This is a genomic window from Helicobacter mastomyrinus (genome assembly GCF_039555295.1).
Taxonomy (GTDB): domain Bacteria; phylum Campylobacterota; class Campylobacteria; order Campylobacterales; family Helicobacteraceae; genus Helicobacter_C; species Helicobacter_C mastomyrinus.
Genome location: NZ_CP145316.1, coordinates 1,679,886 through 1,694,038 on the forward strand (window position 1 = coordinate 1,679,886; position 14,153 = coordinate 1,694,038).

At 40.2% G+C, this 14,153-nt stretch carries 14 protein-coding genes; 2 read left to right on the forward strand and 12 right to left on the reverse strand.

The features are described 5' to 3' along the window. Positions 1-87: 87 nt before the first annotated feature. The 8 genes from V3I05_RS08530 to dapB form a co-directional block, all read right to left on the reverse strand. Positions 88-2,130 carry a hypothetical protein gene (locus V3I05_RS08530; protein WP_343353323.1) on the reverse strand — a complete coding sequence of 681 codons (2,043 nt, stop codon included), beginning with the start codon at positions 2,128-2,130 and terminating at the stop codon, positions 88-90. A gap of 114 nt (positions 2,131-2,244) precedes the next feature. After that, on the reverse strand, positions 2,245-2,499 hold the full coding sequence (gene rpsR / locus V3I05_RS08535) for a 30S ribosomal protein S18 (protein ID WP_034587961.1): 255 nt from the start codon (positions 2,497-2,499) through the stop codon (positions 2,245-2,247). A gap of 27 nt (positions 2,500-2,526) precedes the next feature. Beyond that, positions 2,527-3,018: a single-stranded DNA-binding protein gene (locus tag V3I05_RS08540; protein WP_295698339.1), complete on the reverse strand. Its 492-nt coding sequence runs from the start codon at positions 3,016-3,018 to the stop codon at positions 2,527-2,529. 17 nt (positions 3,019-3,035) lie between these two features. Next, complete coding sequence (gene rpsF, locus V3I05_RS08545) at positions 3,036-3,458, reverse strand: 30S ribosomal protein S6 (RefSeq protein ID WP_295698337.1); 423 nt, start codon at positions 3,456-3,458, stop codon at positions 3,036-3,038. 76 nt (positions 3,459-3,534) lie between these two features. Further along, entirely contained in the window at positions 3,535-4,539 is a 1,005-nt protein-coding gene (gene holA, locus V3I05_RS08550; RefSeq protein WP_343353326.1) for a DNA polymerase III subunit delta, read from the reverse strand. Between the two features lie 106 nt (positions 4,540-4,645). Continuing rightward, positions 4,646-5,608 (reverse strand): TIGR01212 family radical SAM protein, encoded by a 963-nt coding sequence (locus V3I05_RS08555; RefSeq protein ID WP_295698331.1) that lies wholly within the window; start codon positions 5,606-5,608, stop codon positions 4,646-4,648. Further along, entirely contained in the window at positions 5,608-7,005 is a 1,398-nt protein-coding gene (gene purF, locus V3I05_RS08560) for an amidophosphoribosyltransferase (protein ID WP_300446309.1), read from the reverse strand. The genes V3I05_RS08555 and purF overlap by 1 nt, the downstream gene beginning before the upstream one ends. Positions 7,006-7,857: 852 nt before the next feature. Continuing rightward, on the reverse strand, positions 7,858-8,625 hold the full coding sequence (gene dapB / locus V3I05_RS08565; RefSeq protein WP_295698325.1) for a 4-hydroxy-tetrahydrodipicolinate reductase: 768 nt from the start codon (positions 8,623-8,625) through the stop codon (positions 7,858-7,860). 343 nt (positions 8,626-8,968) lie between these two features. Between dapB and kdsB the strand changes: the two genes are divergently transcribed. After that, entirely contained in the window at positions 8,969-9,688 is a 720-nt protein-coding gene (gene kdsB, locus V3I05_RS08570) for a 3-deoxy-manno-octulosonate cytidylyltransferase (RefSeq protein WP_295698323.1), read from the forward strand. Continuing rightward, positions 9,685-11,064: an MATE family efflux transporter gene (locus V3I05_RS08575; protein ID WP_343353329.1), complete on the forward strand. Its 1,380-nt coding sequence runs from the start codon at positions 9,685-9,687 to the stop codon at positions 11,062-11,064. The genes kdsB and V3I05_RS08575 overlap by 4 nt, the downstream gene beginning before the upstream one ends. 288 nt (positions 11,065-11,352) lie before the next feature. On the opposite strand, the gene trxB is transcribed toward V3I05_RS08575, so the two are convergent. The 4 genes from trxB to V3I05_RS08595 all read right to left on the reverse strand — a co-directional run bounded on the left by trxB (position 11,353) and on the right by V3I05_RS08595 (position 14,132). Next, positions 11,353-12,288 (reverse strand): thioredoxin-disulfide reductase, encoded by a 936-nt coding sequence (gene trxB, locus V3I05_RS08580; RefSeq protein WP_295698318.1) that lies wholly within the window; start codon positions 12,286-12,288, stop codon positions 11,353-11,355. An 81-nt stretch (positions 12,289-12,369) separates the two neighbouring features. Beyond that, a complete protein-coding gene (hisH, locus tag V3I05_RS08585) occupies positions 12,370-13,008 on the reverse strand; it encodes an imidazole glycerol phosphate synthase subunit HisH (protein WP_343353331.1) in 639 nt (212 codons plus the stop codon). Then, the gene (locus V3I05_RS08590) at positions 13,001-13,237 is read right to left on the reverse strand and encodes a hypothetical protein (protein WP_343353333.1); all 237 of its coding nucleotides are present in this window, start codon (positions 13,235-13,237) and stop codon (positions 13,001-13,003) included. Before V3I05_RS08590 ends, hisH begins: the two co-directional genes overlap by 8 nt. Further along, a complete protein-coding gene (locus V3I05_RS08595; RefSeq protein WP_343353334.1) occupies positions 13,230-14,132 on the reverse strand; it encodes a 3'-5' exonuclease in 903 nt (300 codons plus the stop codon). The genes V3I05_RS08590 and V3I05_RS08595 overlap by 8 nt, the downstream gene beginning before the upstream one ends. Positions 14,133-14,153 lie beyond the last annotated feature (21 nt).

A 14,153-nucleotide genomic window follows, 5' to 3' on the forward strand; every position in this document is an offset into this window, starting at 1 on the left:
TTATATTGAGATTTATATACGTCTGTCTATCCTGCTCGACTTCTGCTCTGCCTATTTGTCCTTTTTGTCTTTTTCTTAATTTTGCTACTAATCTTTTGTTGTTTGCTGATAGGAAGCATTATATAAAAGCAGGATTAGTATGCAGCCCATACCGGCGAATATGACCTCCCCAAAGGAATTAAGCGCCTTTGTGTGCGAAGTGATGAGAATCCCAAAGCTCACTCCCGTAGTCAATGCGGAAAATAAAATCGCGTGTGTTGTGCGTGGGCTTTCACCCTCTTTAATCGCATAAATACCATAATCCACGCTTACTACTACTAAAATCAGCAAGGCAAAAAGGTGCATCATATTAAACTCACTATGGCTTGCCACAACGCTTAATGCCATACTCAAGGGAAAAAGCACGAAGCCCACTGCGCTTATAAACGCCCCACGCACACTAAAGACTAACACACATAGCATTGCCATAAGCGCGATACCTAGCACAATCAGCATAGGCTGATAAATACTATCTGCTAAACTATCCATAATGTCCTGCAAGGGTCGTTCATCAAAGTTTATGCGAGATTCTGTAATTTTTGCTATCTCTGCAGGATTCCATAACTGTGCGATAAGTGGTGATAGAATCCCTTGCGTTTTAAGTTCATCAAAAAGTGCCCGTATTGTCGCAAATTGCGCCTTTGACATAGAGGCGAGGTAATAGTATTGCTCTAATGGCGATTTACCTGCATTAGCATAAAATTTCACCGCACCTATATGCTCAAGCAGCCCACGTGTAAAGAGCATAAGCCCATCACTTTCTTGCGAAAATAGCAGCACTTTGACTTCATCTTTATCCTCAATATTCGCAAAAAAGGCACGTTCATCAAGCATAGACTTGTTTTGATAATCAAGCTTGGAGAGGTCAAAATCAAGCTTCAATGTGCTAAATGCAAAGATAAAGCCTACACAGGCTAGAGTTAAAAACACTATGCTTGGCACACAGGGCTTCCTAAGTCTAGCAATGCTATCAAAAAGGCGAGGGGGCTTAAAGCCTATGCGTGGATAAATAAAGGCAAAACTCACATAGGAGATAGTGAGTGAAATCATCGCATAGAGCGCGAGTTGAGCCAAAAGTGGAAAGGGGATAAATAAGCATACCCCAAAGCCAATCATCGTCGTGAAATACCCATAAAACACAGGGCGATTGAAGGCTGGACGTGCTAAGGGTGAATGCTTTGCATAAGAGGGAGCGTGAGTGTATAGCCCAAAGAAATGATGGTGCATCATATAATCAATAGCGATGTTTGAAATCCCCATACCGAAACTTAAAGCCATAATGGTAACCTTTGGATACACGCATAGTGTGAGCAAAATGGCAATCGTATTTGCAAAAATGAGTGTAAAAATTGTGTTGAATGTCAAAAGAGGTATGCGGATAATCACAAAATATAAGATAATAAACACAAGCGAGGCAAAGCCTAAGAGGAAATTCACTTCTTGCAAAATTAAGCCTAGATTCTCTACGCGCATAAAATCTGTGGAAAAATAATGTATAGAAGGATAATGTGTTTTTAGCTCTTTAAAGTGCGCTAGGGTATCTTTAAGGGCACTGTCTTCGAGGCTATCTATCTCCGCAAGGAGCATTAAGCCCCTATCTCCTGCGTAAATAGGCTTTGCCTCATCGGGTGAGGGGGTAAAAGATGATAAAAGCGGTGCGTAAATCGCTGCGCTTTGTGCAGAGAGTGAATCTGGGCTTTGCTCATTTGCATCTTTTGAATCTGTGGAAGATGGTTGCGAATCTATATGTGCGTGGGCGAGGAGATATTTCTCATTATGCGATAGAAAGTCATAAAGCTGATAAGAGAGCGGAATTTCCTCTGCTATCACAGAAGTGATATGAGGCATAGCCAAAAGATATGCCTTTATCTCCTCTAGTACCTCCTGCGTAGATTCTCCCTCAATAGCTACAGGTATGTATTTGGAGCTTGCAAAATATCTATGCGCTTCAATGAGTGCCTTGCTCTCATTCCGCGGAAATAAGTCAAGCACTTCTTGGCTTATCCTGTCTGCATCAAACGCCCATATAAAGATTCCCAATATGGCAATAAAGCATAAGATAAAGGGAATAAAGAGCTTTTTACCCCACATTTTCTATCCTTTAGAATTCCATACCCTTAGAAAATATCACTTATGGATTACTTCACTAACGCTTGTAATGACAAAAGGGCTTAAGTATCGGTATACTAGTGCCCATTGAAATACTTAGATTTTAAAAGGATTCTCGACAACCTTTTTTCTATCCACGATATAAGGAATAAGTGCCATATGTCTAGCACGTTTGATGGCTACTTCTACGCGTTCTTGCCATCGCTTTGTGTTGCCTGTAAGACGTCTTGGCATAATTTTGTATCGTTCAGACAATGAATGCTTAAGCATTTCCACATCTTTGTAATCGATAAATTCAAGTTTAGCCTCGGTATATCGGCAGTATCGTTTTGAGTATTTTTTCTTTTCCATCATTGCTCCTTGTAAAATGTGTGAAAACTAGAAGGGTATTTCATCTTCATCAATATTGATTTCAGGGATATTTTGGGGGTAGTTCTCTACTCCTGCATTCCCACCATAGCTCTGTGCTTGAGGTTGTGCAGACTGCATAGGTTGATTGGGTTGATTATATGATGAGGGGGCGTAGCCGCTATTCTCACTTGCAGATTTAGAATCTAGCATTTGCATACTTTCAGCAATAATCGTATGTTTGCTTCGTTTTGCACCACTTTGGTCATTCCAACTCTCAAAGCTTAATCGTCCTTCAATCAGCACCTTGCTGCCCTTACGCAAGTATTGATTCGCCACTTCTGCACTACGACCAAAAAGCTTCACATCGACAAAGCATACTTCATCACCCATATTGCCATCTTGCTTTTTGAATCGGCGATTGCTCGCTAAGCCAATAGTCGCTAGAGCGCTTCCACTAGGCAAATATCGCAATTCCACATCTCGCGTAAGATTCCCCATCATAATCACTTTGTTATACATCTCATTCCCTTGTTTGCTTACGATTCTTGAGAATCTTGCTCCTGTGCCTCTGCTGTCTCTTCTTTTTTAGCCTTAGAGGCTTTAAGCTCTTTTTTTGCTTCAGGCTTGTTATTTGCCCTATCTACGAGCTTTTGCCACGCATTTTGCTCTTTTTTATTCTCATATTTCACTACAAGAAAGCGCAAAATCTCTTCATTAATGCGATAATTTCGCTCAAGCTCTCTAATTAGGGTTGGTTGTGCTTTGAAGTAGATGACAAAATAGTATCCACGTTTATTCTTTTTAATCTCATAAGCAAGATTGCGCGTTCCCATATCAAGGCAGGTTTCAATCTCACCGCCATTTTTTGTAATGACTTCTTTAAAAAAATCAATACGTGTTTTGATTTCCTCTTCTACAAGCGTAGGTTTGAGGATAAACATCGTCTCATAAAATTTCATTCTTTCTCCTTTTGGTGTAGTCGCCCTTTCCGCGCTAGAATCTAGCATAAAAGAGCAAGGGTTAGAAGCACGGATTCTATCTTATTAATTCTTGAATTTTGATTAAAGCACTCATAGACTGCTTAGATTTGCCCTTACTCACTTCATATCGCCACGCAGAGAGGAGCTCAAAAATGGCAATATACTCATTTTCTTTAAAGCGAATGCAATGCCGCACTAATGGCTCTACTATATGTTTTGGTGGGGCATAACCTAGGATTTCTCTTTCATCTGCTCTACCATTAGCCTTAATAAATGCATAAAATAAAAAGAGTTGATAGAAGAATCTTTGAATCTCGCTGATCATCGCAATTTCATTCACGCCTTCCTCATAAATGCTATGCAGCATTTCCACAAAAGGCTTTTTTTCCATTAGAGTGTGGCATAGTTCGCTTATGCTAAAGCTTGCCACCCCATCGCAAAGCAGATTCACATCACTTGGCTCAATTTCCCTACCATCAGTATAAATAACAAATTTTTCTAGTTCATTCAAAGAAAGGGCAATGTCATTATTTTGAAGGCTAAGGATTTGGTGAAGCACCTTATCACTCGCTTTTAGAGACATTGTTTTAGCTTTTTGCCGCATAAAATCCATACATTCGTGTAAAGTCGGCTCGTAAAAGCGCACTTCTATAATGTCATCTTTGGGCATTTTAGGGTGCTTAAAATATCCAGCATATATTTTGGAATTTTTAGCATAATCTGCTGGGGACTTTGAGCCTTGATAATACTCGATAATAAGGGCATTTTGTGTATTATGAAAAAGAGATTGCAAAAAAAGTTCAATATCTTTTTTATTTATTTTATCATTGATTTTAAGCACCACAAGTGAGCGTGTGCCAAAAAGTGAGCTTTGTGAAAGGAGAGCGTTTATTTGTGTGGCATTGTATTCATCAAAGTAAAACACATTTTTTTCCTCACATATAAGAGCAGAGGCGATAAGCCTACTATAATACTCTACCAAAAAGCTATCACCATATAAAAAGCTTATGCGCGGGGCTTTTGAAGCCTTAAGGAGTGAATCAAGCTGTGATTTATACATAGCAATCCTTTTTGCCTTATTATGAGGCTAAATTATAAACTAGCTTGTTTAATCATTATAATGTGTTTTTTGCTTAAAGGGCTTGTGTATAGGCTCATTCCTTGTTTTAATACTCTATCCCTACTGCCCTTAGCCTATCGCGGATATAGCGCATTTGAATATTTTTATCAAAGCACCACATAGGTGCAAGGAGTGTATCATCGTGTGCCCCCGCGCTGATTCTCTGCACGACAATATTAGGGGGAATCCTCTGCAAAGATTTGACAATCAAATCGCTAAAAGTCTCAATACTAATAGGCTCATACTCGCCATTTTTGTAAAGCTGAGCAAGGCGAGTGCCGCTCACCACATACAGGGGGTGAATCTTAATGCTATCAATCCCCCATTCTAGCACGCTATCAAGTGAGTGTAGCATCATATCCGGCGTCTCACCCGGTAAGCCATAGATTAAGTGCGCACAGACTTTCACACCCTTTGCTCGTGTCTTAGCAAACATTTCTTTAGCCAGAGCAATGCTGTGGGCGCGATTGGTAATTTCTAAAGTCTTATCATACACAGATTGTATCCCATATTCTAGCCAAATCTCTTTACCTTTTTTGACATACTCGCCCAAAAGCTCAAGGAGTGAATCCTGCACACAATCAATACGTGTGCCTATGCTCAGCCCCACGACATTGGGCAAACTCAATGCTTTATCATAGAGAGTCTTAAGCGTCTCAAAGGGCGCATAAGTATTTGTATAAGACTGAAAATATACCATATACTTACTTATGCCAAATTTTCTTTGATGAAATTCCGCGTGCCAAAAGAATTGCTCCTCTAGTTGCTTAAGCTGCTTGGGCAAAAGTGGATTGGAGTTAAGGGAGAAATTCATCTTTACTTGAGAGCCTTTATTTATCTTTATGAGGCTTGGAGAGAAGCTTTCATTATCGCAATATATGCACCCGCCCTTTGCCAAGCTCCCATCGATATTAGGGCAGGTAAAGCCTTGCAGAGATATAGGGATTTTCCGCACCCTTGTGCCAAAACGTCTTTTAAAATACCGCCCCACGCTTAGTATAAGCCGCATCACAAGCCCCTAGTGTATTCATCAATATAGTTTTCATCAAAACACGCCTTGCACCACGATTTGTTCTCCCCCCCTATACTTCGCACTAAGCCCTCAATAGAGAGAAATCCTAGAGAATCCGCCCCAATGTATTTACGCACATCTTCAATACTCTTATTTGCGCATATTAGCTGCTCTTTATGCGGCGTATCCACACCATAAAAGCAGGGCGATATAGTAGGTGGAGAACTAATAAGTAAGTGAATCTTCCGTGCCCCTGCCTGACGCAAGATTCTAATAATCTGCCTACTTGTCGTCCCACGCACGACAGAATCATCAATCACAATAATATCTTTATCTGCAATCAGCTCTCTAATAGGATTAAGCTTGAGCCGCACTTTCAGCTCCCTCTCCTGCTGTGTGGGCTCGATAAATGTCCGCCCCACATAGTGATTACGGATAATGCCTAGCTCAAAGTCAATGCCACTTTGCTTACTATACCCAAGTGCCGCTGCCACGCCAGAATCTGGCACAGGGATTATCATATCCGCTTTAATCTTATGCTCCCTAGCAAGCTCAATACCCATTTGTTTGCGCGCCTTATAGACATTGCTACCAAAGATATTGCTATCTGGACGAGCAAAATAGACGTGTTCAAATACGCAAGGGTGAGGATTTGGCTCAAAAACTTGAATGCTTTTAGGCTGCGTATCTTTGAGCGCATACGCCCCATCAAAAATCAGTATTTCCCCCGCCTTAATCTCGCGCACAAACTCCGCCCCAATCAAATCAAACGCACAGCTCTCACTTGCTACTACATAGCCTGTGCTGCCATCCTCGTTTTGAATCTTCCCCAAGCTCAAAGGGCGCAATCCATAACGGTCGCGGATAGCAAACATTTTTGTGCGAGAGAGAAATATAAAGCAATACGCCCCATCAACGCATTTTAGGGCGTCAATGATTCTATCTGTAAGAGATTGTTTTTTACTCTGTGCGATAAGATGTATGAGATTTTCGGTATCAAGGTGGCTTTGGAAAATTGCTCCATTTTCAATAAGCTTTTTACGCACAGCTTTTGCATTGGTAAGATTCCCATTATGAACGATAGCCATTTCCCCTAGCTCATATCGAGCAAAGATAGGTTGGGCATCATTGATGGAATCTTCCCCTGCAGTCGAATAACGATTATGCCCTATGCTCGAGCGCCCTTGTAGTTTGTCTAATTGCCTTTGAGTGAAAATCTTTGTTACAAGCCCTGTATTTTTGATTGTAGTGATTTTTGTGCCATTACTTGCGGCGATTCCACTTGCTTCTTGCCCTCTGTGCTGCATTGCAAAAAGTGAATAATAGCTTAAAACACTCGCATTATTGACATTATACACGCCCACCACAGCACATTCTTCATTCCAACTTTCCATACCTAAAGTTTGTCCTTACTTTGTGTTTTTGGTATGTGATTGTATAGAAACAAAGCTAACACGCGATTTTATAAAACTTTTAGGATTCTTTACCTTTTAAAACTTGCCTTGTGTGTGATACATTTGTAGATATTGAGTTTGTTATATGAGAGACTAGAGGAGACAACTTTCCCCTATATATAAAGAGAGAGGGAAGCTAGGGCTGTTCCTGTTTTTCACTTTTTTATCGCTTCCCCCCCCCCCCCTGGAATAACCGCATCACTTTCTGTTCCTTTTTTGGTAGAGACTGCCTTACCTTCACTCAATTAAAGAAGAGAGTTATCCCTTTAATAAGCAAAGCATTCTTTTTTCTGTCTGTATGTAAAGGTTGCATTTATCTTGTATTCCCCTTTAAAACAAAGTGCTTGCTCTTTTTGTGTGGAATGGGGATATATCTACAAATAATACAAGGGGAGCGAGTAGGTAATCTAACAAACTAGCTTCGCATTTATGCAAAATGCTAACCCATATTACATCTTAGAATCTCAGTAAGATTTTTTGCTACCTGTGGCTAAGAGGGGGTAGGGGAATGAGATGAGCATTTTACTTGAGAGGAAATAAAATTTTTACTGTTTGTTTTATTGTGTTTTTTTGCTTTACAAGAATTTTTTCAAACATAGATTGACACAATAGCAAAGGTATATGAGGCTACCAAAATGAATTGAATAATAAGACTTTAGCTTTAGTTTAACCCTAATCCTTTAGGCGCACACGAAAGGCTTTATCTTAAGTGCGTAAGATTATGCGACGTGAAATGTATTTACACGAAGTGCCAATCCACACTTGCAAATAGCGTAACAATGGTAAATCATCTCACAGACAAAGAGCATCTTGAATACTATACAAGCCATTTTCCTGTCGCACTATCCAGCCTGCCATATCAAGCGCCCCCTTAGCAAAAGTAAGCCGTGAAGTCGCATTATGTGTGAGTTCTAAATATTCGCCATCAAGATAGAATCCCACCGTATGTCGTCCGCTCACATCACCCCCACGCAAACTCATCACGGCAATTTCATCTTTGCTTCTCTCGCCTATCATACCATTGCGTCCGCTGATACGTACATCACTAAGCTTAAGATTGCGCGCGCTAGCACAGGTTTGAGCGAGAGTTAAAGCTGTCCCGGAAGGAGCATCTTTTTTATGTCGATGATGAATCTCACAAATTTCTATATCGCTTTCTTTGAGCGTATTTGCCACAAGTCCTACAATCTTATTTAGCACCGCCACGCCCTTACTCATATTGGTTGCATACAAAATAGGCATTGTGTGCGAGGCTTCCTCAAGTAAATGCTGTGTATCACTATCAAGTCCCGTTGTGCCTATGACAAGTGGCGTAGGAGCAGCAATAGCTGCCTCAAGCAAGGTTTTTGTAGCCTCTGGAGAGGAAAAATCAATAACCACATCACTTGATTGCACAAATATGGCAAAATCACGCGTAACCATAGTGCTAGAGGGGAGTGAATATTGTAATTCATTGCGGACATACACGCTTGAGAGAGCGAAATGTTTATGATTTAAAATCTCTTCAATAAGTAGCCGCCCCACGCGCCCAGTCGCTCCAAAAATCCCTACTTTTAGCATAAATACTCCTTTTCAAATCTCTAAATTTTAGATCATAAATATTTTTATCATTTATATTTAACAATAAGCAATTCTACAAAAACATCTCTTAGGTGAATAAAAAATAACAAAAATTTTAATCTTTTTTGGCAATAAATCTTAGTATTGCAAATTTGTAATATAAGATTTTTGACTAGTGAGAGTTTATGGCTTTGAACAACAAAATGAGCACAGAGATTTTAAATAACTTGCGTATAGGGATAAAAAACATAGGTAAGTGGAGGTTATAAGAGAAAGCAAAAGCATTTATTTGATTGAAAGATTTTAGTTAGAATCTTGCTTATTTTACCCAAAGGAGGATTTGATGATAATAATCCCTGCGCGGCTAGAATCTACAAGATTCCCAAAAAAGGTGCTATGTGATATAAATGGGCTGCCTATGGTGGTGCAGACAGCACTCAATGCAAAGCAAATAGATGATGTGGTGGTCGCTTGTGATGATGCGCAAATTGAATCTGTATGTAGGGCACATAAGATAGAATGTGTGATAACTGATAAAGCTCATAGTAGCGGTACGGATAGATGTGCGGAAGCAGCAATAAAGCTAGGATTAGCCGATGATGAGGTGGTGATTAATATCCAAGCTGATGAGCCATTTTTAGAGCATAATGTGATAGAGACATTGCGGCATTTAATGGAGCATAAAAAGCCTTTTATGGGGACATTGGCAAAGGTGATAAATGAGGATGATATAGGAGATGCTAATCTTGTCAAAGTCGTGCTAAATGCTCATAATGAGGCGATATATTTCTCCCGCGCTCCTATTCCATTTTGCCGCGATAAGGATTGTGAAACATTAGCAAATATCCTATATTTAGGGCATTTGGGGATTTATGGATATAGTGCTAAAAGTCTAAAGACATTTTGCACCCTGCCTAAAAGTCCACTGGAAGAGATTGAGAAATTAGAGCAGTTAAGAGCTTTGTATCATCGCAAAGTTATTGCCTTAGCCATAGTGGAGACACAAAGTATAGGCATTGACACACAAGCAGACTATAAAAGGATTTTGGAGCGGTTTGTATGAGTGTGATAAGCGTTAATGAGAAGATTAATTTAAGTAAAGATTCTATCTATCGTCTCTTTTTTTATTTCTTTATCCCTAATTTGTGCGCTATGCTCGCGCTTTCTACATATTCTACATTTGATGGAATCTTTGTAGGTAAGAAGCTGGGCGAGGACGCATTGGCTGCTATTGGGCTGTGTTGGCCTGTATTTCCTGTGCTGATTGCCTTTGAGCTGCTTTTTAGTATGGGGGCGGCTTCCATAGCAGCATATTTTTTAGGCAAGGGGCAAGATCATCGCGCGAGGCTGATGTTTAGCTCCGTGTTTTACTTTGCTATGAGTTCCTCTCTTATCATTGGCGGAATACTCTTTATCTATGTCGAGCAAATATCTATCGCGCTTGGGGCGAGTGAGCGAGTGCTGCCCTATGTGGTGGAATATTTACAGGTGATTTTTCTAGGCTCTGTGATTATCGTGCTGCACCCTTTGCTTGATGTTTTTGCCATTAATGACAAACGCCCTGTTTTAGCGATGGTAGCAATGATTGTAGGCTCTGTTTCTAATATTGTTTTGAATTATATTTTTCTTTTTGTCCTTGAGTGGGGCATATTTGGCTCTGCTTTAGCTACGATTTTAGGGCATAGCTTGGGTATGCTTATCCTACTTAGCCACTTTGTGCGTAAAAAAGGGCGCATTTATTTGGTGAAAAGATTCCATATCAATGCGGTGTTTGCTTCAATGAAAAATGGCGTGCCTCAAAGCATAGCTGAACTTAGCGTAGCGTTTGTGATGGTCGTGTTTAACCACACACTAAAGGCTTTGGCAGATACGGAGGATATACGCGTGAGCTATCTTGCCACATATAGCATTATTATGTATGTGGGGGTGGTGTGTATTACGATTTTGATTTCTTGTTCGCAGGGGATTCAGCCTATTGCAAGTTATAACTACGGGGCGGGGGCGATGAGGCGCGTGAAAGGTATTTATGCCTTTGGTGTGATTTTTGCCACAATTATGGGCGTGGTGGTGTATGGCTTGTTTATGAGTGTAGATTCACATTTGGTGCGGCTTTTCCTTAAAGAGGGGCAAGAGAGTATCCTTGAGCCTACGCTTGAAGCGATGCAAGTGTATTTTATCGGTTATATATTTTTAGGTGTCAATATAGTGAGTGCGATATTTTTTCAGTCTATTCAACGCCCTAAAAGCTCATTTATTATCACCATTTCCTATAACTTTGTTTTTGTAATCATTTTTCTTTTTGTGCTGTCGCATTATTATGGAGTGTTTGGCGTGTGGCTTTCCTATCCGCTTTCTTTGGCGTGTTCAAGCATTGTAGTGCTTGGCGTGGTGGTGTATGAGATGTATCGTGGAGCATTAGTTTTGAAACGTGGTTCATAACAGCCCAAAGACTTAGATTTTTGTGTATTATGCTGTTGTCATACGTTATAGAGGCAAAGGTATATGCACGAATTCTAAGCGAATATTTTACAAATATTGGATTAATGCTTTGGTGTTTTAGGGGTAAGCAAATACTGCAGATTGGCTCGAATTTGTAAATATTTGCTTTATCGTTGGCGAAGATAAAAGCTTAGTTTGCAGAACAAAATGCGAAATAGTCCTCGCTTCTATTCCGCAGTATATTCACTTACCCCAGTATTCTAATCCCATTTGATTAGAAATCAAATGTTATTTATGCTCTAAATAGGCAATGGCTTGTAATGCTGCTGTTGCACCATCTGCGGCGGCACATACGACTTGTTTAGAAGCCTGTGTGCGCACATCTCCTGCAGCAAAAAGTCCTTCTACACTTGTCCTCATTGATAAATCCACTTTAATGCTTCCGTATTCATCGCATTCACAGAGCATTGAACCATTCTCTTGTTTTAAAGTGGCTGTATTCACATCATAGCCCACAAAGATAAAGATTCCCATCACGGGTATGTCCTCATTTTCCCCTGAATCTGTATGTTTGATAAGCACACTTGTAACGCCTGATGAATCTCCCTTAATCTCTTCAACGATGGCAGGGGTGATAATGCGAATCTTATCGTTTTTCTTTACGTGCTCTATCGTAGTAGGTGCGGCGCGAAACTCATTTCTCCTATGCACTAAATGTACCTTGGAGCAAATACGGCTAAGATATACTGCCTCTTCAAGCGCCGTATCGCCACCGCCTAGCACGACAACCTCTTGGTCTTTGTAGAAAAATCCATCGCAAGTAGCACAAGTGCTAATCCCTTTCCCCCAAAATTCACTTTCACCCTTCAAATTAGCTTTTTTGGGGCTACCACCAGCGGCGAAAATCACCGCCTTTGCTTCCTCTACCTTGCCACTGGAGAGATGGATATGAAATATATCTCCCTCTTTACTCACACGCACTACTTCGCTCATTTGATGTTGTAATCCAAAGCGGAAGCACTGTTCTTGCCACGGCTGCATAAAGTCCATACCACTTACTACTTCCTTTACACCCGGATAATTTTCTATTTCACTGCTCCCTGTGATTTGCCCACCGGGCATTCCTTTCTCAAAAAGCACTACATTTTTAATTCCGCCACGTGTCGCATATAATCCCGCACTAAGTCCAGCAGGACCGCCACCAATAATTGCTAAATTAATCATCTTTTCTCCTATAAATTATAAAAATTTTCCATTATTAAAACTTATTAATTTAAATTGAAAGGTAAATACTGCATTATTTTCTCATAAATTAATAAAATTTGCAAGCAATTTTAAGCCTACATTATGGCTTTTTTCAGGGTGAGGCTGAATCCCAAAGAGATTCTCTTGATTAACAATAGCACCAAAAGGATAGCCATAATCACAATAAGCTAAAATATCCTCCTCCCTTGCCTTAATATGAAAACTATGGATGAAATACAAAAAGCTCTTATCATTTATACCGCAAAATAGCTTAGAATCTCGCGCTTGATAGGTGAAGTGGCAGCTATTCCAGCCAATATGTGGAATCTTAAGCGGTGCGATATTGCTAAAGCCCACGACTTCACCCTCTAATAGCCCAAGCCCCTTGTGTTCGCCAAATTCGAAACTTCTCTCAAAAAGTAGCTGTAACCCTAAACAAATCCCTAGCAAATGCTTCCCACTCCGTGCAAAATCAATAATCGCCTCATCAAGCCCTGTGTGTTTCAAATGCGCCATAGCATTGCCAAACGCCCCTACACCGGGTAGTAAAAGCTTATCATATTTCTTTAGCCTATCGGGTGTAGATTCTATACACACATCAAACAAAATCACATCGCTAAATGAGCTAATACGCGCAAAGGCATTCTGTACACTGCCTAGATTCCCCACACCATAGTTAATAATACCTATTTTAATCATTGGCTAATCCCAAAAGCCATTGTTTATTTTCTGCTATGGTATCGTGGCTTTTTGCTATGAGGCTATCGCGGATAGATTCTAAATCAGGGCAAGAGAGGCTATCCATTACCGCACGTGAGAGTGTAGTACGGGATTTTGCAGGGATAGCATTCAGTAAAGATTCTATCTCTGTAATCAGCTGTGCTTTAGAGGTGATTTCACCATTTTTACTCATATATGGGCTATCCATCATTATCCTTTGTAGAATCTTGCGTATATTTAGTGATGTGCCGCTCTAGTGTATCTTTAAAAACCTGTGAATAAGGCTTATTAGCAGGAAAATTGGCTAAAAACTCCCGCAGTATATGATAATAATCAGATTCTATGATATGCCCCTTGAGTAGCTCGTATTTGAGATAAAGCCAATAGGTATTTAGCACATCGCTATGGCAGTAGTGGTTAATAGTCTCAAGTGCGGTGAGCTTATCTTTAGCACTTTGAGCGTTGATATAGGTGTCAAAGACCTGCTCTCCGCTCATATCATATTTCCCCACTAAACCAAGCATTTTACATATATTATCAAGCTTTAAGGAGCGCGCCATGCCAAAATTCCCCAAACTATCAAGCAAATCGGTATGGAAGACTTCGCTATATCGTTGGCGGTAATTCTCCCATTTGCTTTTGTTATGTGCAGGATTATCCTGCTCGTAATACGCCCACGCATTAATGTCATAACGCATAGCACGTAAAAGCATTGTAGGTATGTCAAAGCCCCGTCCATTAAAGCTCACAAGTCTTGGATTGTTTTTATTAAAAAATGTCCAAAACTCATTTAAAAGTGTCTTTTCTAATGTGTCTAAAAAATCACTGCTTAAGAAATCTATGGAATCTAATGAATGGGGGAGCGATTCTAAAAAATGTGTGCCAAAATGCCCTACCTTCACAAATCGTCCAAAATCATCGCATATCACGCTACCAATGCTAATAACACGATGAAAGCAAAGGGAAAGAAAGGAGCTACCATTTTTTGCATATTGCTCCTCTGCGGCAGCTTGTGCGATTTGCAAAGGCGAGCCTTCAAAGCCAAAGCTATCGCGCAAAAGATGAAAATCAGGGATACTCTCAATATCAAAGACGCATATCATTTAGCTGCCTTCTTGCAAAAT

Bases quoted from the DNA above. Each gene is read 5' to 3' on its own strand.
- V3I05_RS08530 (WP_343353323.1), bottom strand. From the start codon at position 2,130: ATGTGGGGTAAAAAGCTCTTTATTCCCTTTATCTTATGCTTTATTGCC.
- rpsR (WP_034587961.1), bottom strand. From the start codon at position 2,499: ATGGAAAAGAAAAAATACTCAAAACGATACTGCCGATATACCGAGGCT.
- V3I05_RS08540 (WP_295698339.1), bottom strand. From the start codon at position 3,018: ATGTATAACAAAGTGATTATGATGGGGAATCTTACGCGAGATGTGGAA.
- rpsF (WP_295698337.1), bottom strand. From the start codon at position 3,458: ATGAAATTTTATGAGACGATGTTTATCCTCAAACCTACGCTTGTAGAA.
- holA (WP_343353326.1), bottom strand. From the start codon at position 4,539: ATGTATAAATCACAGCTTGATTCACTCCTTAAGGCTTCAAAAGCCCCG.
- V3I05_RS08555 (WP_295698331.1), bottom strand. From the start codon at position 5,608: ATGCGGCTTATACTAAGCGTGGGGCGGTATTTTAAAAGACGTTTTGGC.
- purF (WP_300446309.1), bottom strand. From the start codon at position 7,005: ATGGAAAGTTGGAATGAAGAATGTGCTGTGGTGGGCGTGTATAATGTC.
- dapB (WP_295698325.1), bottom strand. From the start codon at position 8,625: ATGCTAAAAGTAGGGATTTTTGGAGCGACTGGGCGCGTGGGGCGGCTA.
- kdsB (WP_295698323.1), top strand. From the start codon at position 8,969: ATGATAATAATCCCTGCGCGGCTAGAATCTACAAGATTCCCAAAAAAG.
- V3I05_RS08575 (WP_343353329.1), top strand. From the start codon at position 9,685: ATGAGTGTGATAAGCGTTAATGAGAAGATTAATTTAAGTAAAGATTCT.
- trxB (WP_295698318.1), bottom strand. From the start codon at position 12,288: ATGATTAATTTAGCAATTATTGGTGGCGGTCCTGCTGGACTTAGTGCG.
- hisH (WP_343353331.1), bottom strand. From the start codon at position 13,008: ATGATTAAAATAGGTATTATTAACTATGGTGTGGGGAATCTAGGCAGT.
- V3I05_RS08590 (WP_343353333.1), bottom strand. From the start codon at position 13,237: ATGGATAGCCCATATATGAGTAAAAATGGTGAAATCACCTCTAAAGCA.
- V3I05_RS08595 (WP_343353334.1), bottom strand. From the start codon at position 14,132: ATGATATGCGTCTTTGATATTGAGAGTATCCCTGATTTTCATCTTTTG.